Annotated in this window: 19 protein-coding genes; 7 read left to right on the top strand and 12 right to left on the bottom strand. The window is 41.7% G+C overall.

Going from position 1 to position 25,653, the window contains the following annotated elements:
- Positions 1-4 precede the first annotated feature (4 nt).
- A complete protein-coding gene (locus FEK29_RS04470; protein ID WP_138257170.1) occupies positions 5-256 on the top strand; it encodes a hypothetical protein in 252 nt (83 codons plus the stop codon).
- Here FEK29_RS04470 and FEK29_RS04465 read toward each other — a convergent pair.
- Genes FEK29_RS04465 through FEK29_RS17880 form a run of 3 tightly spaced genes read right to left on the bottom strand, consistent with a single transcriptional unit; the run spans position 242 to position 1,104 of the window.
- Positions 242-532, bottom strand: coding sequence for a hypothetical protein (locus tag FEK29_RS04465; RefSeq protein ID WP_138257169.1), 291 nt, complete (start codon positions 530-532; stop codon positions 242-244). The two genes, FEK29_RS04470 and FEK29_RS04465, sit on opposite strands and share 15 nt — an antisense overlap.
- Complete coding sequence (locus FEK29_RS04460) at positions 519-983, bottom strand: hypothetical protein (protein ID WP_138257168.1); 465 nt, start codon at positions 981-983, stop codon at positions 519-521. Before FEK29_RS04460 ends, FEK29_RS04465 begins: the two co-directional genes overlap by 14 nt.
- Complete coding sequence (locus FEK29_RS17880) at positions 955-1,104, bottom strand: hypothetical protein (protein ID WP_161595309.1); 150 nt, start codon at positions 1,102-1,104, stop codon at positions 955-957. The genes FEK29_RS04460 and FEK29_RS17880 overlap by 29 nt, the downstream gene beginning before the upstream one ends.
- Before the next feature lie 134 nt (positions 1,105-1,238).
- Here FEK29_RS17880 and FEK29_RS04455 point away from each other — a divergent pair, with 134 nt between their 5' ends.
- Positions 1,239-1,535 (top strand): hypothetical protein, encoded by a 297-nt coding sequence (locus tag FEK29_RS04455; RefSeq protein WP_138257167.1) that lies wholly within the window; start codon positions 1,239-1,241, stop codon positions 1,533-1,535.
- Positions 1,536-2,865: 1,330 nt separating this feature from the next.
- On the opposite strand, the gene FEK29_RS04450 is transcribed toward FEK29_RS04455, so the two are convergent.
- The 5 genes from FEK29_RS04450 to FEK29_RS04430 all read right to left on the bottom strand — a co-directional run bounded on the left by FEK29_RS04450 (position 2,866) and on the right by FEK29_RS04430 (position 6,575).
- Positions 2,866-3,756, bottom strand: a complete 891-nt coding sequence (locus FEK29_RS04450; protein ID WP_138257166.1) for a nucleotidyl transferase AbiEii/AbiGii toxin family protein — start codon at positions 3,754-3,756, stop codon at positions 2,866-2,868.
- Complete coding sequence (locus FEK29_RS04445) at positions 3,743-4,516, bottom strand: type IV toxin-antitoxin system AbiEi family antitoxin (RefSeq protein WP_138257165.1); 774 nt, start codon at positions 4,514-4,516, stop codon at positions 3,743-3,745. The genes FEK29_RS04450 and FEK29_RS04445 overlap by 14 nt, the downstream gene beginning before the upstream one ends.
- Before the next feature lie 132 nt (positions 4,517-4,648).
- A complete protein-coding gene (locus tag FEK29_RS04440; protein WP_138257164.1) occupies positions 4,649-4,918 on the bottom strand; it encodes a hypothetical protein in 270 nt (89 codons plus the stop codon).
- A 2-nt stretch (positions 4,919-4,920) separates the two neighbouring features.
- Positions 4,921-5,190, bottom strand: coding sequence for a helix-turn-helix domain-containing protein (locus FEK29_RS04435; RefSeq protein WP_138257163.1), 270 nt, complete (start codon positions 5,188-5,190; stop codon positions 4,921-4,923).
- Between the two features lie 170 nt (positions 5,191-5,360).
- Entirely contained in the window at positions 5,361-6,575 is a 1,215-nt protein-coding gene (locus FEK29_RS04430) for a site-specific integrase (protein ID WP_138257162.1), read from the bottom strand.
- A gap of 612 nt (positions 6,576-7,187) precedes the next feature.
- On the opposite strand from FEK29_RS04430, the gene FEK29_RS04425 reads away from it, so the two are divergent.
- Both FEK29_RS04425 and FEK29_RS04420 read left to right on the top strand, forming a co-directional pair.
- Positions 7,188-10,094 (top strand): PEP/pyruvate-binding domain-containing protein, encoded by a 2,907-nt coding sequence (locus FEK29_RS04425; RefSeq protein WP_138257161.1) that lies wholly within the window; start codon positions 7,188-7,190, stop codon positions 10,092-10,094.
- 2 nt (positions 10,095-10,096) lie between these two features.
- Positions 10,097-11,356, top strand: coding sequence for a serine hydrolase (locus FEK29_RS04420; RefSeq protein ID WP_138257160.1), 1,260 nt, complete (start codon positions 10,097-10,099; stop codon positions 11,354-11,356).
- Positions 11,357-11,377: 21 nt separating this feature from the next.
- Here FEK29_RS04420 and FEK29_RS04415 read toward each other — a convergent pair whose 3' ends face one another.
- From FEK29_RS04415 to FEK29_RS04405, 3 genes are read right to left on the bottom strand one after another with little or no spacing between them, the layout of a single operon-like run.
- Positions 11,378-13,807, bottom strand: a complete 2,430-nt coding sequence (locus tag FEK29_RS04415; RefSeq protein ID WP_240042660.1) for a transglycosylase domain-containing protein — start codon at positions 13,805-13,807, stop codon at positions 11,378-11,380.
- Positions 13,794-16,592, bottom strand: a complete 2,799-nt coding sequence (locus FEK29_RS04410; protein WP_138257159.1) for an Npt1/Npt2 family nucleotide transporter — start codon at positions 16,590-16,592, stop codon at positions 13,794-13,796. Before FEK29_RS04410 ends, FEK29_RS04415 begins: the two co-directional genes overlap by 14 nt.
- A gap of 30 nt (positions 16,593-16,622) precedes the next feature.
- Entirely contained in the window at positions 16,623-17,522 is a 900-nt protein-coding gene (locus FEK29_RS04405; protein WP_138257158.1) for a serine hydrolase, read from the bottom strand.
- 343 nt (positions 17,523-17,865) lie between these two features.
- Here FEK29_RS04405 and FEK29_RS04400 point away from each other — a divergent pair, with 343 nt between their 5' ends.
- From FEK29_RS04400 to FEK29_RS04390, 3 genes are read left to right on the top strand one after another with little or no spacing between them, the layout of a single operon-like run.
- Positions 17,866-19,512, top strand: coding sequence for a hypothetical protein (locus tag FEK29_RS04400; RefSeq protein ID WP_138257157.1), 1,647 nt, complete (start codon positions 17,866-17,868; stop codon positions 19,510-19,512).
- Positions 19,513-19,537: 25 nt separating this feature from the next.
- Entirely contained in the window at positions 19,538-21,025 is a 1,488-nt protein-coding gene (locus FEK29_RS04395) for an APC family permease (protein ID WP_138257156.1), read from the top strand.
- A gap of 3 nt (positions 21,026-21,028) precedes the next feature.
- On the top strand, positions 21,029-22,480 hold the full coding sequence (locus FEK29_RS04390) for an aldo/keto reductase (RefSeq protein ID WP_138257155.1): 1,452 nt from the start codon (positions 21,029-21,031) through the stop codon (positions 22,478-22,480).
- A gap of 5 nt (positions 22,481-22,485) precedes the next feature.
- On the opposite strand, the gene FEK29_RS04385 is transcribed toward FEK29_RS04390, so the two are convergent.
- Positions 22,486-25,611: a WD40/YVTN/BNR-like repeat-containing protein gene (locus FEK29_RS04385; RefSeq protein WP_138257154.1), complete on the bottom strand. Its 3,126-nt coding sequence runs from the start codon at positions 25,609-25,611 to the stop codon at positions 22,486-22,488.
- Positions 25,612-25,653 lie beyond the last annotated feature (42 nt).

Raw genomic sequence — 25,653 nt, 5'->3', positions numbered from 1 at the left:
CTTCATGAGGCTCTACGACTTTATGATGCTCAATGCTGAAGAACAGATGGCCATGGTAATTTCCGATGGGACTTTGGTTACCCGGCTAGAAAAGGGCAATCGCTTTTTTGTTCTTTACTCACTAGGAACGTTCTATTTTGAGATGGAGTTCGATGCTTCTATCACAGCATCGAGCAAAGAACGGATATTATTACGAAAAAGGATATTTAAATCCGGAAAGTTACTTGATAAATATGTAAGGCTATTGGCCGTCTAAACCACCTTTTTCCTTTAGGCCTTTCATAATTTTAAGAACCTCCGTATACATTTTCTCTTTACTGACCATATCATCGAGCCTATTGTGTCGGTCATGATATTCATATGTGTATATTACAGCAAATTCCTCCAGGTCGTCGATATTGTAGTCCATGTATTTTTGAAACACATGCGCAATATTGATAATGTAAAGCTCGTCTTTATTGAAAGCATCAAAAAGCTTCCAAAGCCATTCTTTGCCTATTTTTAATAGAGAAAGCAGCTTAGGTTTGGGCATGTTCTTGTATCTTTTTTCTATTGTCGAGGATATAATATATCAACACTCCTAAACTAATTCCCAAGGTCAAAAAGAGCTTAGTGCTAGTTTCATTAAAAGAAGTTTCCTTCGCATTTAGAAGAATCAAAGCGGTAGTATATCCACTTAATATTACCGGAACCAACAAGGCTATTCTGTAATATTTACCTTTTGCATCCATCATCCAACCGACATAGCCAATATGGGCAAATAAGTGTATGCATAAGGTGTAAAGGAAGACCCGGTAAGAGCTGAATCCCATTACTAGGCCGTCCGGCCCTGTAAAAAGTTTCTCGGCCCCGATAATAGGTACGCCATAGCGAATTCCTTGTGCACCGGTAATAACATCGTGAAAATAGGGCAAGGTCGATATCAATATGATACCTACCATGCCCAATAGCCTTTTACATAACGTCGCCTTCTTTAATCTCATCTTTATCTATCGACTGTTCATACAGACTTTCGTCCTCAGTAGTCGATTCTTTTTCACATGAAACGAATAATCCGTTAACTGCAACGATGACCACGGCCACCAACCATTTTTTTGTTTTCATAGATATGATATTTTGGTTATTAAACCCTACCATAACTATTTAACAATCAAAAAATTGTCTTTTTGTCGGTCAAATCTTACCGATAATCGACGAAAAACCGCAATTCATGACAATATACGTAACTAAATGAGATTATGGAATACAAAAGAGACTTTAACGACATTGGATTTAGGGTAATTTTCGATAGTAACCCACACATCACAGGACTATTGGGTTTTGCAGCCCAGCCCCATGAAATGATGCTCGATGTGGAGCTCAACAACCTCCCAGAGACTTTCTTGGTCCGGGGCAGAGTGGAGACCGGGGAAAGGCTTTTGGTCGGCTTCAGAGATTTTGCATTTGAGATGACCCCCGACCTTCACCTTAGGTTAGGGAAACTTTATGAAATTGTTAGGATGGAATATCGAAATACTATGCTTAGAAACGTTTAGTTACGACTGTGACCCATCACGGATTTATCGCCAATAATTCCAACCAAACCCATAAAAGGAAAGAGTCAAAAACAATGAGTTGTGTTACCGAGTTTTCAAACGAATACCATACATGTTTTTACTTTTTTACAGGCATCCAATTTGGGCCTTTTCCGCAAACGTTCCTATACTGTATTTCCAACTTTTGGCTACAAGGAGCTTCCTTTTGTCGCTTACTAACCCTAAGTTGGCCAACAAGTCCTTCCAATAGATTTTTTTTGCGGTGTCGAATGTAAATTCTCAGGACAACCTCGAAACGCCTGGGAATAGCACAAATTTTCGCCTTTGCCTTACTTGGCAATCCTTCCTACCTACCTTCTATCTAATATCAAAAATGTTCGGGTATTCCTTTGGGTAATCTCAAAAAATTATACTCTTGCCACACCACACATTTCGACTCCAAAGAGAATATAAGTTAATCATAAATATCTACCCATATAGGAACTAGGATTAAAACACTTTCTCAATTACTATTCTTACTTTACAAAACGGCTTGAATAGTTATCCAATGGGAAATCAGGATTGAAACCCACAAGAAACGGGCACATATAGTACCCGTTTATTCATCTTTAATACCAATCCAATTAGAAACTAGGATTGAAACCTTTTACTTGGTGTCTTTACATCCATTGGATTCACTTAAATACCAATCCATTTAAAAATAAGGATTGAAACGCTTTAGGAGAACCAGAACGGTTAGCAAAAAACAATTTAATTACTTATCCACTTTATAACAAGGATTGAAATAAGCTGCCGGACTTTGGCGATATGCTTGTAGTCTTTAGGGATGACCACAAGAGATAAATTATTTATAGGATTGTAGAAGAAGAAAATCCTAGCGAAAGAGCCACGAAGCCGCACAGGGCAACAGGATAATGCTAGGATTGGTTCAAACTTATGAAAAAAAGTAATTAGGCATCGTAACTGTAAAAATTATCATAAGTGCACTCACCAATAAATATGGCAGATATGGTAAGGAAGGTCAAAAAAGGAAACCCCTAATATTTTTTGTAATGCATTATGCCCCCTCTCCAAATCTTAAATACCCATCCATTAAGAAACTAGAGTTGAAAATTTGAACATTTGAGAAATGAATGAGGACTTAATGGTTCTAAATGATTGCTTGATATCATAAAACAAAAAAATCGGCACATCACGCAAGGGTTATTAACCCAAGGCTGTTACCGATAGTTCAAAATAAATAAAAAAGGAGCAATCGGGCATCATAACCTACAAAACATCAAAAAAAATCCTAGGTAGATACTAGTATCGAAACTTAATACGGCAAAAATTAAAATGCCTCCTTCAATAGCCGTAATTGCTCCTGATGCTTTTCAGGATCAGCTTCCTTTAGTCTGTTCAGATTTTGCAATTTCCATTGAACGGCTGGAAAATCCTTAAAATCATAATATGTCCAATCAGGGCTTCCTTTCTGGAATTTTAATAGAAATTCTTTATCAGAATCGCTAAGATTGGATTGAATTGCACTTATTAGCAAATGTCGGGTAGTTTCAAAATCCGCATATGAAAATTTGTCCTTGCTCATACCCTCAAATTGATTGGCCATAGCTGAACGCTGATCCAGAAGGTTTGGAAATAGCATTTCATGGATGGGTCTTTTACTACTGAGCAATCCAAAAAGGAATCCCTTTTTAACGGCTTCTGTAAACCCTTCATTTTTCACAAGATCGTTTACATCAAATAAATCTCTTGGATGTTGTCTGTCCAGAGCGGCACAAATTTTTCCGCCATATAATTGACCAAAGGGTACCACTTGAATTTCACAAAAGACATCAAATACCTCTTGTGCCGTTTCACATAAATACATCTTTACCGGGACATCAATCACCCCACGCATTCCTTGATTGACTTCCAATTTTATTTGAGCCTGTCCCTTTGAAATTTGAAGTTTGAGAATCTCAGGTTTGGATATGATTTTAATATTAGGATCAACCTTTTCAATTGCTGCCTTAATACGACCCAAGGCACTATTGATATTTTTAAATGCTATAGTCCTTTCTTCCAAAGGGATATAGGTCAAATCAATATCCACGGATAGTCTCGGCATTTCACGAACGAACAGATTAATTGCAGTACCCCCGTGGAGTGCAAAACAATCTTCCTTAGCCACTTCCGGCAGCACATCCAATAATAATGCAACCTGAAATCTATAATTCGTCATTTGCCAATTCCTTCGGTATTGTTATTTTATATTTCGAATCATAAACCCCATTTCTTATGATACTACGCTTTCCTTCCCCCAAATCTATTTTGCTTACATCAAGATGTTTAAACCAGGCATGGTTTACCTTTTCTCCCAGATAAAGAAAAAGTCGATTGACCTTAATCGAGGAACTGGATTCCAAGAGTTTCTGTACTTCTTTTGGCCTAAGATTGTTCAAACCTTCCATTAATTGATAACACTCCAAAAGATCTTGTTTTTTGGGAGCCAGATATAAACATTCCATCAATGCACGGGAGGCATTTGAGATCTTTATGGAAAAGGTTTTATGTTCTATCTCGGTAAGGCCTATTTCAGGAGGTAGAAACGAAGAACCGTGATAATCAAGTTCCAATCCCCAATCGTAATTTAAAAACCATGTAGGTAATCGTTCATCCGCTCCTCCGTATAAGGTTATCTTATTTGGGGCCATTTGCAGATAATGGGATTTACCTAAAAGTGCTAGAGCGGTCTTTCCTCCCGGATGTACTGACAAACCGGCTTGTTCTTGCAGGGCGTAGATGGCTCCCTGATAAGTTACATCTTGTCCTGTACGTATCATCGCCCCGGTACCGATAGAAGTAAGCCAATCGCTTTTTCTATATCGTTTTTGTAGGTCTAGGCTATAACCCTGCCCAACCATCCAAGAAGATAGATAGACTATTCCTGATGGATTGTCACTTAACAATTGGTTTATTTTTAACCTATTATCGGTACTCATAGTACCAAATTACAATTTTTTTTAAACCTTTAATAAAAATGGTTTAAAAATATTCGTTTTAAGGTACTCACAGTACTAAAATCACTAAATATATAAACTTACTGAAGCTTTTGAACGAACTTTAATCCTTAACTAATATCCTAGACCCTTACCGCGAGATTTCAAGTTCTCATTTCTAGAAACATTGGTTTCACTTTTCTCATTTGAAATACCTTTCTTCTTATCTTTTAAAAGTTTTGCTTCCTCTATATATTGCTGCATTCCCAAATGCATTGGATTATCGGGCATAATTTTTTCTTGATTCTGAATCAAGGGAATTTTGAGGTTCAACTCCTCTGCCAAACGGTAGCCTAAATTAAAGGCACTTTTAAACTTTTCGTCAACTTTAATTTCTTCTTCCATAGCTAAAAAGTTTCACGTGCGTGTTTTTCAATGTATTCCATAATGGACTCCCGGTCATATAAGATGATTTTCTTTTGGGGTTGGGAAAACCTGATTTTCCCTTCATCCCTTAGTTTTTGAAGGGTAGTAGTCGACTTAATCTTCAAAATCGACATAGCTTCTTCTCCATCAATCCATCTCTCAGGTGTGTTTGGTCTTTTTGATTCGACATGTTCAATTACTTTTTTGAACAATGCATAAAATGCTTCCTCTTGTAGACAAACAACTTGCATAATTGAAAATGGGTTGGTTAAATTATTACCTCTGGAATATATTATAATAAATCCTAGTGGATTGAATTATTAGATAAACGGTCCAAAAGTGTCAATAAAATGAATGTAAACAATTCAAAGGAGTATGTGGACATCCCTTAAAAGGTAAAAATATTCTACCTGAAGTATATCTAAATTTCAAGTCTTTCCTGATACTCATCCATAATATGGGTGGGTAAATTCTTAATATAGATCTCCGTGGTCTGTAATTTACTATGACCAAGCATTTTACTTAGTGCGTTTATTGGCACATCGTTCAGAATGAGATTAGTTGCCATGGAATGACGGCTGACATAACTTGTTAGTTTTTCTTCGATATCACATAGCTCGGCAATTTCTTTCAACCGTTTATTGTAGCGCTTTCGTTCCCATTGCACGTCATAATATTGGTTCTGTAGACTCTCCCTTCGTATTATTGGGAAAATGAAGTCAGATTTCTTTTTCCCCTCTAGATAGTATTCAAGAATAGAGGAAAGTTGATTGGTTATTTTAATATCATAAGGCCTGGCTGTTTTTTGCCTTTTATATTGGATTCGTCCGTCAATAACATTTTCCATTTTTAGAAATGCCATGTCTATAAATGAAATGCCGTTCATCAAATACGAGCATAGAAAATAGTTTCTTGCGTGAAATAATGGAGTATCCGGCTTAAGCTCCAGATCAAGAATACGTTTGATTTTATCTTTGCTAATGGCCCTTTTCGCCGTTGGTTTGGATTTTATCTTGTACTTCCTAAATGGATAACTGTCTGCTGATACGATTTCCTGATGAATGGCTTTGTTATATATAGCCCTTACGGTACGCATGTATGTTGATAATCCATTAATGCTATTTCCCTTTTTGAGATGTGCGATTTCAAATTTTTTGAGAAATGAATAATTTACTTCTTCAAAACGCAAACTCTTCTTTCTATGAAAATTTCTTAATGCGCCCAATACACTTTTATAAGCCCTAGCATTTCCAAATTTTTTGGCTTCCTCCATTTCATCTATGAGTTCTTGTGTATATTCAAAAAAGGAAATCTTCTTGGTCGTTTTAGTAAGTATGTGCTTCAAATCAGAAATTCCCAAACCTTGCAACTGATTGTTTTCTTCCAATAGATTAATATCGTCCCTCAGTTCTGTTTTCTTTTTTGCCAGCATATTGTTCAAACGAGGAACGGAGGATACACCCTTATATGTACCCTTTACCTCTCGTTTTTTTTCGTTCCAATATTCAGGGGGAACGGCAAATCCTGTAGAAATAGTAATTGTTTTTCGATGATGGCTCAGTCTAAAAATAATTGGACACATTCCATCCTTTCTTTTTCGTCTGGTATCAATTGAGAGGGTTATATTAGTCTTCATAAATTGAAGATATGAAAAATTTGCACTCAATTTGCACTCAAAATTGGGTATTATATGGTTTCATATGAATTCATATAATTTATAAAACATTGATTATCAGTACCTTTAAATATTTTTAAAAACACATAAAACCATAAATCCACCGTCTTCTAAGCAGACGGTCACACGTTCGAATCGTGTCGCGATCACGACACTCGAGAACCACGCCAATTGGCGTGGTTCTTTATTTTTAGGAGAAATGCAAACCTGTTTGCCTGTTCGGACAAAAATAAGGGCCCGCAGCGGTAGCTGCTAGGTTTTGTATTGGCAACTTTGAATGCAATCGTGTCGCGATCACGAGTAAATCTAAACAAGGTTGTAAACAAAGTGAGCTAAAACATAGCTTGCCTTTATTTTTTTGTAAGGATATTATAGCTAGCCACACTTGATTTTATAAATATTCATCGAAAGAAATGCAAAGACCGTTCCCGAGAAGAATTCTTCCTCGAAACGGACACTTTTAACCAAAAATTGTTGAATTTAGAGCTATATTAAATTGGGGAATGTGTAATAAAGGTAAGTCTGTCATTAAGGGAGTATTATCCTATAACCACCCAAAAAAATTGTAGAGACTTGAAAAAATATGTTTTATTTTTTTTTACGTGCTTTTTTTGGCAAGGTTCTATCCTAGCTCAAATAAAGGACAATAAGGAAATTTCAGAGCTAATTTCAAAACTAAAGCAAGACATTCGTGGTCCCTATAAAGATATCCGTTGGTTCTGTACCGATGGGAGCATTCGCCAGCCGAAGGATCCCTGCCCTGATGAAATAGGCCCAGGCTGGCAACATGCCAGATATCGTGATGATGTTTTGGAGTTGGGCAAGTCAAACCATATTTATTTAGGTCAAATTCTTGCCTACACAGACCCAAAGGATTTTTGGGATGCTGAAAATGACCATGCCCGATTAAAACAATATCAATTGGAGCAGTATCTTAAAGGTGTCGATGATGGCTGGATTTTGCAAAAAGGACAGTATTACAGGGGTGCCGTTCAATCAGAAGACGAAGAGACTTGGGGAATTGATTTCTATAAAGATTTATTAAAAGATGATGAAAGTCTAGAGAAAAAATTCTTTTTGATTCGACAGTCATTAAAGGATGTGCCTCACAATGGCGATAGTAATATCGCTCAAAAAATGCGAAGTGAATCAAAGGTGTTGTCAGATGAATATGTCCCCTTTATGGAACTTCGCATCAAAATTCATGGACGCCCTGAACCTTCCGATATTCAAAAAGTGGAGCAGTTCATAATTAAACATCAAGATAAATTGACAAGTACCTTGAACGCTCAATTTAGGGAATTGCTTTCTACCATGCGTGAGTTTCACAGGCCTATTGATTTGGGCTCTCTTACCAAAAATATTGGTAACCTTCAGAATTCAGAACTGAAAACTTTCCTCAACCAATTCGCGAACAATGGTAATCTGGCCAATAATCCGACCGAATTGATTCGTGAGGCATCCGATTTATTGTTAAAACTTAGAGAGGGAATTTTATTGGAGACAGATTCACAAGTTCGCTTGAAACTTTTGGATGTTTCACTAAAACTGGAAGGTTTGGTCTTTAAAAATGCATTGAATTGGGAAACCGATAGCTTACATTCCCTCTTGGAAAAAATATGTCACTTATGTATGGCTTCCGCTGGTGCGGGATTTTTGGAAATATGGGAATGGAATCAGCTGCAGGGTTATCTTTCAAACTACGAATCGGAATCCCTTTCATTGGCCGAATTGACCGAAACCCTGCAACAAGCGCGAAGTGGAGTGGAGTGGAGTGCCAGCATGGTAAAGGCCAATTATGACGATGTTGTCGAAACCTACGTAGGATTTGAGCCCATGGCGTCCGGTTTTATCGATGATAAAATCAGGGGTTCCGTAGCCCTACACTTAGGTAATGCCGTGGGTGAGCTTGGTAGTTTTATTGCTTCGGAATCCTCATTGACCAATCAGGTTATGGACGTTTCCAACCAAAGTACCGTTCGGGGGTTAAATCCTGGCTATGCTTTTGGAGAATTGGTCGTAATCGGAGGCAGTTCAGATGATATCGAAGTATCTTCGGATAAAATCTATGTGTTTCAAAGTCCCCCTTCCGACTTGAAGCCTGTGGCAGGAATTGCAACGGTAGCCGAAGGAAATATGGTTTCACATGTGCAATTATTGGCCCGCAATTTGGCAATTCCGAATGCGGCCCTATCCGATGAAAACCTACAACAATTGAAAAAGTATGACGGGCAACGGGTGTTCTTCGCAGTTTCTAACAAAGGAAATGTGATATTAAAACCCGAAGCGCAAATGAGTGAGACAGAAAAAAGCTTATTTACAAAAAAAGAGCGGAAGGATGAACGGATCGAAGTGCCTGTCGGACAAATTCGTTTGGATGAAAAAGAGGTCTTGGATATGCGCACTGTTGATGCCGAAGATTCTGGAAATCTATGTGGCCCAAAAGCGGCAAATCTAGGGCAGTTGAAAAAAATGTTTCCAGATTATGTGGTTGAAGGGTTGGTCATTCCCTTTGGGATTTTTAGGGAACATATGGACCAGACCATGCCGGGGCAAACTGTAAGCTATTGGACTTTTCTAAACGGGGTGTTTACCGAAGCTGACCGAATGCGTTCAAATTCCGTAGAAGAAAAAGAGGTTGAAAACTACCAGTTACAGCAGTTGGAAGTACTTCGCGAAGCCATTAAAATAATGCCGCTGAATGCTAAATTCGTGGAAGCGTTAAAGGCAGGGTTTAAAAATGTCTTGGGTTCAGAAATAGGTAAAGTCCCGGTCTTCCTTAGGAGCGATACCAATATGGAAGATTTAAAGGATTTTACCGGAGCAGGACTCAATCTTACCCTTTTCAATGTGTTTGAAGAGGAGAAGATATTGGATGGAGTTCGTGCCGTCTGGGCTTCCCCTTATACAGAGCGTAGTTTCAAATGGAGACAAAAGTATTTGTTGAACCCAGAAAATGTCTTCCCTTCCATTTTGGTGATTCCCAGTGTCGATGTAGATTATTCTGGAGTTTTGATTACCAAGGGAATCGTTTCGGGCAACGAAAATGATTTGACCATTGCCTTTAGCCGTGGTGCAGGTGGTGCGGTGGATGGGCAGGCTGCCGAACAATACTTATTGAAGAAAAATGGCCAGAATATGTTGCTGGCACCTGCCCGTGAATCCTATTATAACAGCCTACCCAAAACTGGGGGAACCCTAAAAAAAAGCGCCACTTTTGAAACGCCCGTACTCAACCCAAAGAATCTTAAAGATATTCGTAGTATGGCCAAAACGATTCAAGAACGTATTCCAAAGGAAACAAAATCCGATTATCATGGGGCCTATGATGTTGAACTTGGTTTTAAGGATGATAAATTGTGGTTGTTTCAAATCCGTCCCTTTGTAGAAAATAAAAAGGCCCTGAGCTCTGATTATTTGGAATCGATTACCCCAAAAGTGGAATTAAACAAAATGATTTCCTTATCAAAAAATCTATAGCTATGGAAAAAATAGTTGCATTGGTGTCGATTTGTTTTCTGGTGATGGCCTTTACTGTATCGCCCTATCCCATTGACGGCTATGAACGAACCGGCATAAAGCGATTGAAGCGGTTGGAACTCATCCAAAGTGGCGAACTCAAGGATGCCTCAACCATCCCGTTGGGAGCTTTAAAATCTTGGGAAGAGATTTCGTTGAATTTAGCGTCAAGAAAAGAAGATAGTCTGGGGTCTTTTTTTCAAGTTGATGATGGTCTCCAAAGGGAAATAGGTGGATTATTTCGAGGACTTGACAGAAGCTATTCCATTGCAGTGCTTGATATTTCGAATCCTGACAGCACACGCTATGCACAGCGAAATGAAACCTTGGGCTACCAACCGGGAAGCGTTGGTAAGTTGGCAGTTTTGAACGCTCTGTTCACTCAATTGGCCAAGATATATCCTGACTCCTTTGAACAGAGGATCGAGCTGCTAAAAAATAAGTCCGTAAAGGCAGGGGTTTGGGGCCTTACAGACGAACACACTGTTCCTATTTTCAATATAGAAAAAAATACCTTGGTCAAAAGGCAGGTCATCGCAAGTGATGTTTTTACGCTCTTTGAATGGGCAGATCACATGCTTTCGGTCAGTAATAACGGTGCGGCCAGTATTGTTTGGCGTGAGGCTTTGTTAATGTCTGTCTTTTGCGAAAAATATCCGGAATTGACCCAAGAAGAGGCAGATGCCTATTTTAAGGAAACTCCAAAAAAGCTATTGACCGATATGGCAAATGATATTGTCAACCTTCCTTTACGGCAATTGGGTATCACCCATGAAGAATGGCGTCTGGGCAGTTTTTTTACCGGAGGGGCCAATACTTATGTTGGTGACAAAGGGGGCAGTATTGGCACCCCATTAGGATTGATGAAATTTTTGGTCCAGTTGGAACAGGGCAAAGTGATTGATGAGGCATCAAGTCTTGAAATGAAGCGGTTGATGTATATGACCGATAGGCGTATTCGATATGCACAATCACCGTCTTTAAAAGAAGCTGCGGTATATTTTAAGTCGGGCAGCCTGTACAAATGTGATCGAAGCAAAGGAGAGGAATGTGGTAAATACATGGGAAATGTAATGAATTATATGAACTCAATAATCATCGTCGAACATCCCGATAATTGTAAATATATAGTCGCCTTGATGAGCAATGTGCTAAGGAAGAATTCGGCTTCAGATCATATGTATTTGGCCAATTTAATAGATAGGGCGATACGTAAAGGGTAGTTCGTTCAGCTATTGGTACATTTATAACTGTTCCGAGCCAATTGTTACCAGCTTTAGACTGTCCGGCTGAATTATCGGACCACCGATACTGTCGAAGAAAACCTTCCGATTGATTGAATCTTGAATAATCGAATCTTTTATAAAAAGTTCTTTTAAATAAACAGAATCCGTAGAATAATGTGCCATGGCAGAAGCTGCATCCAGCTCAGAGTACGAGGGGCAACCAAAATGTTCCTGATCAAACTCAAAATTCGTTAGTATGGGTCTTTTCCAACTACTAAGACTCCTAAACGCGGAAGCGACCATGGGCATGGCCGTTCTTGCTCCGGAACCATAGCCCATTTGTACCCTTTTGTCCAAGGTACCCACCCAAGAACCGATTACAAGTTCCGGTGAGCATCCAATGAACCAACCATCGGAGTTGTTCTGGGTGGTTCCTGTTTTCCCGATTATGTTAAAGGGTACCCCGTATGCCTGAAAACCTTTCCCCGTGCCCTCTTGGGTAACCTCGAGCATCATTTTTTGTAGCGTTTTTACATTTTCCATTGCGGAAACCCGATTCCCAATATTTTTTTTATCTGCGGTAAAAAGGACCGTACCATCTTCCTGTTCTATTCGTTCAATGATATAGGGCGTAACCGAACGCCCCCCATTTGATATGGAGGCATAGGCTTTAACCATTTCAAAAAGTGAAATTTCGGCCGTACCCAAAACAATAGATGGTACATCTGGTATTTCAGTATCGATTCCCATTTTTTTGGCCAGCGCAATGACATTTTGGTTACCCGTTTTCAACTGAAGTTCGACCGAAACGGTATTGATTGAATTTGCCAATGCGCCATGCATGCTATAACTGCCCCCATACCTGTGGTCTGCGTTCCTTGGTGTCCAATCTTCAAACTTGGAGTATTTTCTTAAAATGTTGTCGTAGAACGTACAGGCATTTTCGTGGGAGTTCAGGGCAGCGAGATAAGTAATGGGCTTAAAAACCGACCCCACTTGTTTCGGTTCTTGAATATGGTCTTTTTGCGAAAAGCCGTAATCAATACCCCCGAGATAGCCCATAATCTCGCCGCTTCCGCTGTTCAAGGCCAAAATACCCGTATGCAATCTGGTCACCGCCTTGATTATGGAATCTTTTAAAGATTGGTCCACGTCGACCCATCCCAAGCCAAGCTCCCAGTACTTTCGATTTTGAATTGAATTTACAAATTCATCCAACTCAGCCTCGGTCTTCCCCTGCTGCCTTAATTTTTTTACCTGCGGATGGTCGGCCAATAGTCGTTTTACCAAACCCTCTTTACCCCCTTCAACTGTGGCACTGGTCCAAGCCCTATCCATATCGGCCTGCAACCGTTTCATTTGTCGGGTCATGGCATTTTCAAGGTATCTCTGTATATTGGGATTGAGCGTGGTATATATTTTTAGACCATCCAACTCTACATCGTACTGTCCACCGTTACCTTTTGGATTTTCAAGTGCCCATTTATTAAATTCTCGGCGTATAAATTCTTTATAGTACGATGCAAAAGAGGATTGTTTTACAGGCGGCTGATAATTAAGTGCTAGGGGTTTTTTGGCCAAATTGGTTAAACTATCGTCGATATAACCATATTTAATCATTTGCTCAAGAACGATATTTCTTCTTTTTTCGGCTCTCTTGGGATGATTCCTCGGGTTGTAGAACGTTGGTGCCTTTAAAAGACCTACCAAAGTGGCACTCTCCGAAAGATCAAGATCTGTTGTAGATTTATTGAAAAACCGATGCGCCGCCTTTTCCAGGCCATATAAATTCTCACCAAAAGAAACCGTGTTGAAATAAAGCAATACCAATTCATCCTTGGTATAAATAGACTCCAGTCGTTTTGCAATTATGATCTCTCTCATCTTATTGATCGGAGTGGTCAAAAACCTTTGTTTTTTACGTCCGAACAAATTCTTCGCAATCTGTTGGGTTATGGTACTGCCGCCCCCTGCATCTTGACCTAGCAAAACCGACTTGATTAGAACCCGGGCGTAGCTTTTATAATCGATGCCGCCATGGGAAAAAAAACGGACGTCCTCAGTAGCTACTAAGGCATTGATGATTTCATTTGTTAGCTCGGCTCGCTCAATATTCGACCTATTTTGAAAAAAAAATATACCTATCGGCTGTTCGTCTTTACCATAAATAGTAGAAGTTACCGGATTCTGAAGTGCTTTCAGTTCTTGTTTTGTAGGGATATGTCCAAATGCGCCAAAATAGGTTAACAGAAAAAATGAAAATACAGCGCCAAGGCAAGATGTAAAAAGGTATAGGGTAAATTTGATGGGGTGCTTTCTAATAAATCTTAGGGAACTTAAAATTAATTTTTTGGATTTTCGCAACAAAATTATGACCTGAATCATTAATCTGTGGATGCTATGTTCCACCCGTTCCTTCATTCGTTGCAAAAGATTAGTTTTCTGCATTTATCTCTGAAATGGCATTCAACGCAAAAGTCCTGATTTTTAAATCGTTTTGTTTTGACAAAGGCTCCAAAATAGGCAAATATTTTTTATCACCCTGTTTTCCAATAAGATAAAGTACTGCCAACTTCATCTTTAAATCGGGCATATTCAAAAGCAGTTCAAAACATTCCTTTTCAGAGGGGATTTTTGGTTTGATGCGCTGAATAGACTCTTCGGAAGAAAAATCCCTCATTACTTCTTCAATGATTGGAAAAAGCTGCTGTTTGAGGCTTCCGGTCAACAGATTGTCCAAAAAATCAATGGCAGTGGATCGAAGCTCTTCTTCATTACTTGTCAATCTTTCAAAGGCCAATAGGATATCCTCTTGGGCATATTTAAGCCCCAATAACTTAAAAATACGCTCCAAACCAGCATCCAGACGCCGTTCCAACAATTCTAAAAGTGAAGTTCTGGCATCCCGTTCCTTTTGCTGAACTTCTTGCCGGGGCCTTTTACGATTTCGGTACGAGATTATAATTTGGGTATGCATCGCGTTGAGGGTCTGGTGAAAAAGTTTACACTCTTCATAAATCTTGGAAGCCACTTCAAAACGGTTGAACTTTATTTCAGGATGCGATGAACGCAGGTTACTCAGTGAACGGATACTTTCCAATCGAACGCTAAGATCTACGTCCTTGAACAATTGAAATAGATACTGTATGGATTCTTGGTTGCCAAACGTTTCAATAACCCTTGGTATGAACCTACGCGCTTCCAAGCTTACCTTTTGTTCTTTTACCATCCATACCAAAACTGGCATTACTCCAAGTCCATAATTCCTTAGGGAAGCTATTACTGGTCCTCGATAGATTTTTTTTGGAAGCAATTCCACTAAATTGGGAACAAAAGATGATTCCATGCTTAACCCCATTGCTTCGATGGCTTCCATCTGTAAATCCACATTATGGCCATTCAAGATTTGGGTGAGTAGGGAGTGGAATTTTGTCAACCCGGCAATACCTATGGTCTTTATTAAATAAGGAGACAAATTTTTATCCGATTCTTCCACAGCTTTTTGAATACGCCTTTCCAAATGATATCGGTTTCGCATCCTTTGGTTGTTTATAGACTCCCTAGCCAAAGAAAAAAGTGCTGCACCAGCGATATTTTTATCCTTATGGTCAAGATAGTATGAAAATATGGCCTCAGGTTCGTTTCTTGAGTGCAACAGCAAAAAATCCATAGCCGCCAAGTTCAAATCCTCATCACCGATAGAAAGTAATTCGTTCATGTTCCACGGCATGGATACGCTATCCAAATAATAAAGATTTTTGATAGCCGATGTCTTTACCTTATTGGAAGGATGGTCCAAGAGGTTTCGAACATCGGGGGCGAAACGTTTATCATTAATTTCCATCAGCTTATCCAGCATAAAAAGGATTTGATTTTCATTTCCTTCGGAAAAGACCTTGCGCATACCTTTCAAGACGGAAACCTGCTTGACTACTGGAGCTGCCAATTCTTCGTTGGTTTGTCCCCTCAAGTTGGCCCTGAAGGTTTCATAATAAGTTTTGCGGACTCTAAAAATGAAATAGGCCCATAGTAACACCAATGCGATAACCAACCAAGTGACCTGATAGCTTTGCCACTCAAAACCTTTTATCAAAAACACCAATAAAATTCCCGCAATACCGGTGGCCAAACTATCGATGACGACATCAATGAATGATTTGGTCCTATTTTTTATTTCAAAGGGTAGTGGTAATGCCAGCAATTCAAAAGCACTTTTGTTTATCGATTGTTTTAGAGCACCGTCCATAGCCTTAATGACAACAACCGCTGAAAGCTCTGGCAGAAAAAGGAAAAATATGCTGCCAAGCAAGATCCCCAATGGTAACAATAGTAGGGAAAAACCAACTCCCCAAACACCAACAATACGCTGTGTTAGAAATAACTGTAACGCTAAAGAGACCAGATTAAAGGTCGAGAACCAAAACCCAAAAAAAGAGGACAGTTCATCGGGGTCGGAAATGGCATCGGCGGCATAATCGCTGAACAGGTAATCGACTAGTTTGGCGACCAAAACGCTTATACCCACAAGCATGGCAAGATTTCTTAAATGTGGTTCCTTTTTCACCAGCTGAAAAGGTTTTTCCGAGATTGTCGGATACGTTTTGCTCTTTTTGAATTCATTTAATTTCGTGACGCGAAAGCTCCAGATTCTTTGTAGTAGTGGGAGCAACAGAAGTAGTAAAAAGGCCGCTAGGAGCATCATGGTACCATTTCCAAACCATGGGGCCAATAACGAAGTCAGGTAACCGCCAAAAAGGCCGCCCATGATGGCTCCAGAACCGATAAATCCAAACAACCTTTTGGCGTCCCTCACATTGAAAACCAAGTTTGCCAATACCCAAAATTGGGAGGCCGCCAAAACTCCATAGATGGCTACCCAGGTATAGACGATGTAAAGCATCCATCCTTTTAAAATATCCAAAAACACAAAAATTCCTGCGGAAATCAACACCAAACTTGAAAAAACAAGTGTGTATCGAATGATAGTTTTTAGTCTGTATCTTGAAAGTAATTGCGAGTACCACAACGAACTCAGAATGGCTCCTATGGCAACCAATAGATAACCGAACGGGAGCTGCTCTGGACCAAGTTCTGAAAGGAAAAGTGCACTTACCGTTGGTTTTAGCACTAAAAGTACCGCTACAACGATAAATATGTAGCAGAACATAAAAATAGAAATGCGCAATTCCCCCCTGCGAATATCAAAGAAGTCCGAAATAAATTTTTGGACCATTCGTAAATGTTGGTTACTTGTTCGACTTTATCAAAGAACGGGCTTTTTCAATACTTTCTCCACAGGTTTGACCAAGTCTCGGATAATCTGTTCCCCATTGGCGTCGTCAATCAAGGCAACTAATATATAACGCCTTTCAGGGTCCTTGCCCCAAACCAAAACAGAATCGGAGTGGTAGGTTTTCCAAGAACCTGACTTTCGGAAAAGTCTGGCATTTGGTGCAATCTGATCTAATGTATTGACAAACTTGTGGTGCAGTTCAGGGTTTTCCATAATGTCAAGCATCTGTTTTGAACGTCTTTCATTGACCAATTTACCGTGGGCCAAAAGATAGTAGAACCGGCATACTTGTGATACTGACGCGGCGTGGCTTAAGTTCTTTAACGGTTCACGATGCGTATCACCGCCGCCGCCATAACGCTTTCCTACCCAGAGACCGCCTCCAGTCTCCTCGTCATAAAAGGCATATTTGGAATCCGTCATAACCTCTTCGATTTTGTCATAACCCAAACGGTCAATCATTCGGGTAGAGGCCGCATTATCAGATTTACTGATCATCAGGCGCATATCTTTTTTAACTTCGATAGTTTCATTCAATTCCCCTTTTTCAATGGCGTCCATTGAAGCCAACAATATGGCAATCTTTGGCAAGCTCGCCGCGTACATCATATGGGTACCATTGACCCTGGCAAATCGTATATCTTCAGGATTACTTAGGTCAACGATACCAACCGCCATTTTTTTTGAATCGATGAGTTGTGCCCAATCCTTATTTTTGGTAAGCTCGTATTCTAGATTATTTTGCAATGATGTATCCACCATTTTATAAAGTGGTTTTATACTCTTTTCCAAGGTTTGTATAGGAAGTTGGGATAGAGCATTGCAACTCCATCCAATAGCCATTACGAAAGTCAATAATCTTATTCTCATCAAGTTAATTCGAATTCAATAAATCTGTGTGAACAACAAGGACTTAAGGACATGCCATTGAAATTTGGTTATCTAATATATCTTACCAATAAAAAAGTAGGTAAAATTATATAATCCATTTATGTACAATTTGTTAAATATTGTCAATTGTAACGTTTTTGAGGTATTCTTTAAACTTAATTTTATTTTTTGCCATATTTCTATTCTCTTAATTATTCAGATTCACTTTCCCATTCAAACCCTCTCAAATAAATCTCCTTTGTTCTTTCCATTTTATTTCAATTGCATTTATCTTGTGAAGCGATTCATTTTGACTTTTAAAACCAATCAAATGCCCACTATCATGAGAATCCCAGTCATTTTCAACAAGAAGTTTTCCTTCCTACTTCTAACCACATTTTTTGTTCTCTCTTTACATGCGCAAGACTCCGGCAGTTCATACGAGGATTTGACCGCTTTTTTTAAGGAGTGGAGAACCTTTGAAAACCCTCCTTTGCGGGATGGCGCACCGGATTACACCCAGGAAACCTTTGACAAAAGATGGCCGGCATTCCAAACCCTACATAAAAAGTTGCAGGAGATGGATACCACAGGCTGGTCCATACCCGATCAAGTAGATTGGCGTATCGTAAACGCAGAGATGAACGGCTACGACTTTAACCATCGCATCTTGAAACCCTGGCAGCGCGACCCCGCCTTTTATGCCACCATTTGGACGGCACGAAGCGATGTTCCCGCACACGAAGGGCCAACGCATCACGCCATCATAGATCTTTGGACCTATAATTTTCCGTTGGATAAGGAACAACGCACCAAATTATTGGCGCAGCTAACGGTCATTCCGCCCTTGAACGAACAGGCCAAACTTAACCTGACCGGGAATGCCAAGGACCTTTGGATTGCCGGAATTCGCGATATTAAAACCCAGAGCAAAAACCTGGAAGATATGAAGGAGCTCCCCGGAATATCAAAGGACCGAAAAATAGTAAAGGCCATAGAAGAAGCCATTGCTTCTACGAACAATTTAGCAAGTTGGTTGGAGGCCGAGGCATCCAACAAAACCGGGCCATCCGGTATTGGGAAGGAAAATTATACCTGGTACCTACAAAACGTGCATTTGGTGCCTTTGACCTGGGAAGATGAAGTCATGATCTTAAAACGGGAACTTTCCCGAGCTTGGTCGGCCTTAAAACTCGAGGAGCATCGCAATAGAAACCTACCCAAATTGACCGATGCCAATTCCCCCGAGGAATACGACCGTCGTGCCAAAGCTGCCGCAAAAAGCCTTCTGGATTTTCTGGACAAAAACGAAATGGTCACGGTAAAGGATTATTTTGAACCCGCATTAAATGCACATCTTGGCGGTTTTGTACCCCGGGAAACCCGCAACTTTTTCTGGATTACGGCGCATTATGACCAACGGCCCCTATACTCCCATTTTTACCATTGGTTCGAGCTGGCACGTATGGATACTGAACCGCATGCCAGTGAAATCAGGCGAACGCCCCTCTTGTACAATATTTTCGACTCCCGTAACGAAGGTACGGCCACGGCCGTAGAGGAGATGTTCATGGATGCGGGACTGTATGACGATTCCCCTCGCTCTAGGGAAATCGTTTATATTATGATAGCCCAACGAGCCGCAAGAGGACTTGGTTCCCTGTATGCCCATGCCAATATGATGACCATGGAAGAGGCCGGGGGCATTCATTCTGAATATACCCCACGCGGCTGGATGAAGACTGAAAAGGAATTGTTGCTTTTTGAACAGCATCTCTACCTGCGGCAACCTGGCTATGGCACCAGCTACATTACCGGAAAATATCTCTTGGAAAATACAATGGCCGAATACGCCCGAATGAAAGAAGCCAAAAATGAACCTTTTGAAATGCGCGCCTTCTTTGATGAATTGAATTCGGTGGGAAGTATTCCCATTTCCTTAGGCCGATGGCAAATGACCGGTGTAGAAAATTACTTAGGGCAAGAATAGCGATAACTGTAAATTTCCTATCGTAATGTTCAATGCCAAACCAAAGAAACTGGCCCGCCAAATGGGACTATTGGCCCTTACGGCCACGGGTGTATGTTCCATGTTAGGTGCTTCCATCAACGTGGTGCCCTTTATGATCCAACGAAATGTTCCCGGTATTGGGCCCTACGTTTTACCAGCCTTTGCCTTTGCTGCCATACCCGCATTGTTTGCCGCTTTGGCATATGGAATTTTGGGTTCGGCCATGCCACGGGCCGGTGGCAGCTACATTTACGCCAGCAGGGGTCTCAACCCTTACCTAGGTTTTATTGCCAGTTTTTCGCAATGGTTCGGGCTTTCGATTGTCATTGGGGTCATTGCCTATGTCACCGTTCCCTTCATCAGGGATGTCACCTTGGCCTTGGGTTGGGAAGGAACCTCCCAAAGTTTGGAAATTGGATGGATCAGGGTGACCATCGCCTTGAGTCTCATTTGGGCCTTTGTAGCTATCAACATCCAAGGCATTAAGAGTTACGAGCGCATTGTCCTGCCTATGATGTTCCTCATGTTCGGTTTGGGAGGAATTGTCATCGTTGCAGGTTTGATTTATGATGCATCGGATTTCCTGCTAGCGCTTGAAAACAACACGGGAACAACTTTTGAACCGACCGAGCATACCGATTTTGACTGGCGCATATTCCTATCGGCCGCAGCCCTATTATTCTCCAGTTTTATCGGTTTCGACTCCATCGCCCAGGCAGGTGGGGAGGCCAAAAACCCGACAAAATCCCTTCCCACGGCCATTCTTCTAGCCATTTTTGGTGTGGGGTTGTTTTACTTTTTGTTCGCCGCATCGGTATACCATATCGTTCCTTGGAGCTATGTGGCCCAGGAAGCCATGGGTAAGGACATTTCCGCGCCGGGCCTTTTAAGTTATGTATTGCCCTCTGGTCTGGGAATCGCCATTTTGGCCGGAGCGGCTATTGCCTTGATCAATGACCTGCCGGCAATGCTTTTGTCCGTCTCCAGATTGATGTTCGCATGGGCGAAGGACGGTATTTTTCCCAAGGCCGTTTCCAAAATACACCCTAAAAAGCAAACCCCGCACGTTGCCCTTTGGGCGGCAGGAGGCATGGCCAGCATCGGGGTTTTGGGCTCCCATTTTGCGGGCGATTTCTTTTTGGGCATCGATATCATGGTCACTTCCATGATGGTGAATTTTTTATTGATGTGCATTACTTTGGTTTCCATCGGAAAACTAAATCCTGAAATCGCAAAGCGAATTGGTGTCCTGAAAAATAGAACGATGCAGCTTCTCATAGGCTGGATGGGTATTGGATCGTTATCGGCCTTTTTGATCATCCATACCTATAAGGATATGATGGCGGAGACCAAAGCTTGGTATTTTCACTCCACCCCCATTTGGGGCATCGTCATGGGCGTGGCAAGTGCTATCTTTGTCTATAATTGGGTCCGACTGAAAAAAAATGAACCCCTTTTGAAAGAACGATTTTTACAACTTCCCGAAGAATAAAACATGCAAAAAACGATAGCGTTAGCGGATGGTCTGGAAATTTCACGTGTAGTGACCGGACTTTGGCAAATTGCCGATATGGAACGGCACGGAACTACCTTGGATCCCGTGGAAACGGCTAAATACATGCAACCATATCTGGATGCCGGACTGACTTCCTTTGATATGGCCGACCATTACGGCTCCAGCGAAATCATTGCAGGTACTTTTAAAAACAACCTTACAGATAAAAACGCTGTTCAACTTTTTACCAAATGGGTACCCAAACCGGGGAAGATTACCCGAGCGGCTGTCCGTGAAGCGGTCAATACGGCCCTGGAAAGGATGCAGCAGACTTCCATTGACCTCATGCAATTTCATGCATGGTACTATCCAAATCCCAGTTGGTTGGACGGGTTGATCTATTTGAAGGAACTAAAGGACGAAGGGCTCATAAAACATTTAGGCGTTACCAATTTTGATGCGGCCCATTTGCGCATTGCGCTTGCCAGCGGCATTCCCATTGTGAGCAATCAGGTATGTCATTCCTTGATAGACCAACGTGCCCTAGGAAACATGGCCGCGGTCTGTAAGCAATACAATGTAAAATTATTGGCCTTTGGCACATTGGCTGGCGGATTTCTGTCGGATAAATGGTTAGGAAAACCAGAACCTAAAAACGAAGAGCTAAAGACCTGGTCACAAATGAAATACAAGCGCTTCATAGACGCCGCCGGAGGATGGGAAGCCTATCAGCACGTGCTAAAAACCGTACGCACGGTGGCGGACAAACACAAGGCCTCCATTGCCAATATCGCTACTAGGTACATCCTTGAGAATCCGGCCGTGGCCGCCGTAATCGTTGGCGCACGTTTAGGCGAAAGCGAACACATACACGACAACCGAAACATGTTGGAAATCACCTTGGACAGCTCCGATATGGAAACCATCAAAAATGCTTTGAAGAGGTTAAAAATGATTCCTGGCGACTGTGGGGACGAATACAGAAAACCACCATTTTTAACGGCATCCGGCGACCTCAGCGACCACTTGGAAACCATTCCAAAGGCATTTACCCCAGTTAAAACCGGACACAATCGCGAACAGATTTTTAGCGGCACGGAATGGGAGGAATATGCGGGATACTGCAGGGCCGTAAAAGTGGATAACAGGATCCATGTATCGGGGACGACCGCCACCCATGGCAGCCTGAGAATAGGCGGAAACGACCCAGCCGCTCAAACCCATTTCATCATCGATAAAATTGAAGGCGCCATCACCTCTTTTGGGGGTACCTTGGCCGATGTAATCCGTACCCGAATTTTTGTAAACGAGTTATCCGATTGGGAAGCTGTGGCCCGCGCGCATGGGGAGCGGTTTAAAGACATCAATCCAACAAATACCTTGGTGGAGGCCAAATTGGTAGGCGAAGGCTATATGGTGGAAATTGAGGCCGAAGCGGTTTTAACTAGATAAGACCACTACTCCATTTCCCATTTTAAATCGGATTTTTTTATTTCCGATACAAAGTCCTGCCACTCGGTTTTCATAAAATCGTCCACCTTTGCAGAAAAGTCGGAAATTAGGTTCGTAGCCTGTTCCAAAGTCTCCCAATGTTGCTTTGTAGGCACCGTGGTCTGTGCCGCCGCAATCTGTAGGACTTCCCGAATTTTTGAATAGGCCGATGTTTCAAAGGATTGCCAAGCCCCCACCTGGCGTTCCGGTCGCGGGGTCTGCCCTTTTGCTTTTAAGGCTTTTAAACCCGTATTCATTCGGTCGATTTTTCGTTGTAAGGAAGCGTTCGATTTCCCCGATGCATCTGAGACTAGCTTAAGTAGCTTTTCCACCTTTTTCTGCTTTTCATTAATGGATGTAAGTTTCCCTGAAATCCGTTTTACTTGCTCATCGGCCCCTTTTCTGTAGTTGTACAACTGCCGGTCTACTTCCTCGTCCAAATCGAAACGTGGATCAGAGATTACCCTTACTTTTGTAGTATCGGATACATTTCCATACTTCAAGACGATGGTATAGTCTCCCGGCAGCACGGGGATATCCCTAGAAAAATCGTCCGTCCAGGAACCTGGTAGGGAACTTGACTTTTCGTCCAATTTCCAGATCACGTAATTCAATCCAACTTTGAAATCTTTGGTTTCCACCGAATTGATGTTATTGCCTTGATGATCAAAAATATCGGCCTTAATTATTTCACCCTGCTTGGGTACTTCCGAAAGGTAAAAGGGGATTTCGGTTTTTTGAAAGACCTTGTTCTCGCCCTCAAAAGTGGTGTGGAACCCGGTCCAAATATTCCCGGGCGGATTTATAAATAGTCCTTTGACCTGTACGGCATCGTTCATGGGTAGGGCGGTCAATCCCTCTTTCAATCTGTTCCCGGCAATTTCACGTAAAGACAACAAATCGTCCAGCACCCAAATGGCCCTTCCAAAAGTTCCTACAATTAAGGCGGATTCCGTTTCCTGAATTTTTAAATCCATGGTGGAAACTGAGGGAAAACCGTTTTTAAACTGTGCCCATGTTTGGCCTTCATCGGCACTGATCCAAAGTCCATGCTCCGTCCCCAGAAAAACCAGATTGGGTTCAACGGGATCTTGGATAACGGTGAGGGCATACCCACGTACCGTTTTACCGTTTACCATTCGCTGCCATGTCTTACCAAAATCATCGGTCCTAAAAAGATAAGGCGCATAATCGCCCTTTCTATAATTGTTCACCAACATCCAAGCGGTTCCTTTGTTATAGGTCGATGCCTGAATCTGTGCAATCCACCCTTCTTCTGGCAAATCGGTTACATTGGAAGTGAGATTGGTCCATGTCTTTCCACCGTCCGTGGTCAATTGCACCTGACCGTCATCGGTACCTGCCCAAATCAATTGCTTGTCCAGCGAACTAGGGGCAATCGTTAAAATAGAAGAATAGCGTTCCGCCCCGGAAATATCCAGGGTGAGTCCGCCGTAATCTCCTTTTTGGTATGCCGGATTATTGGTGGACAGGTCCGGTGAGACAACCTTCCAAGTGGACCCTTTGTCCGGAGTAAAATGCACGAACTGGGAACCGTAGTAGGCCGCATTGGGGTTGAACGGGTCCCGTGCAAAACCAGCGTTCCAATTAAAGCGCAGCTCAGTTTTTAGATCGGGGCCGGGCGGTTGAATGCTTACGTAATAGCCTGTCAATTTATCGTACCGATACAAATTTCCATTCTGTGAGGAACCGTAGCCAAATCGGGAGTTGTCCAAATCGGGCGAAATGTCAAAGCCATCGCCCCCCACTAAATATTGCCAATACAGGGTACGGATGCCCCCGCGTTTCCAGGTATAGGCCGGTCCGGACCAGTTGCCATTGTCCTGCATGCCACCATAGACATTATAGGGGCGGTCGTTATCCACACCTACATGGTAGAACTGTGCCACGGGAATGGTCTCCGGAAAATACCAGCTTTTGCCATGGTCATGCGTAATACCTAAACCACCATCGCCCCCAATGATAAAATGCTTTGCATCCTTGGGATTGACCCAGAAGGCATGAAAATCGGCATGGATTCCCTTGGTTTCGTCGGCAGGAATCATGGGAATCGTATCAAAAGTCACTGCACCATCATAACTGACGGATAAGGGCTGATAAATATTATAGACTCTATCTGCATCCTCTGTATCCACCGCCAAATCCTGAAAGTAAAAAGGTCGGTTATTGGCGAATTTGGGCGTATCATTGATGATTTCCCAATGCACTCCTCCATCATCGCTGCGGTAAATGGCATTTTTTTTCGCCTCTATCTTGGCATACATCCTATTGGGGTTGGAAGGGGCGATCGCCAGCCCGATTCGTCCCAAATCGCCAGAAGGCAGGCCTGCATCCGCACCCAATTTCCTCCAGTTTTTTCCTGCGTCCTGGCTCACAAAAAGTCCGGAACCTTCCCCTCCCGATGTAAAATAATACGGGGTGCGTTCGTGCTCATACAGGGCCACGAACAACTTTTTGGGATTCCTGGGATCCATAACCATATCCGCAACGCCCGATTTTTCATTGGTATACAGTATTTTTTTCCAATGGGCACCGCCATCGACGGTTTTGTATAGCCCCCTATTTGGGTTGGCGGTAAAAGGGTCTCCCATGGCACCTGCGTAAATAGTATTTGGGTCGTTAGGGTCAATGATAATCCTGTGGATGGTCTTGGTAGCTTCCAGTCCCAAATGCTTCCAACCTTTTCCTCCGTCCTCGCTTTTGAAAATTCCCATGCCCAAGTTCATGGAATTTCTAGGATTTCCTTCACCCGTACCTACCCATACTATATCGGGATTGCTTTGCTGTATGGCCAAGGCCCCAATATTCTGTGTTGGCTGGTCATCAAAAACGGGTTTCCATGCAGAACCGCCATTCTCGGATTTCCATACCCCACCGGAGGCGGCCCCCACATACATGATATTTGGATTTTCGGTTACCACATCAATGGCCGTTATCCTGCCACTCATATTTGCAGGCCCCACGTTCCTAATTTTTAGTTTCTGGAGTTTTGAAAAATCGATTTGTTGGGCAATGCACGTAACTATAAAAAAAGTAGAAAAAAGAAGCGTAAAAAGTGATTTGTTGGCCATTGGAATTATTGAGTTAAAAATCAAAAATAAACCATCCAAAAC

The sequence above is a fragment of the Maribacter aurantiacus genome, from assembly GCF_005780245.1.
Lineage (GTDB): Bacteria > Bacteroidota > Bacteroidia > Flavobacteriales > Flavobacteriaceae > Maribacter > Maribacter flavus.
Note: the sequence above shows the minus strand (reverse complement) of the source record. Positions and strands in the feature narration are given on the sequence as shown.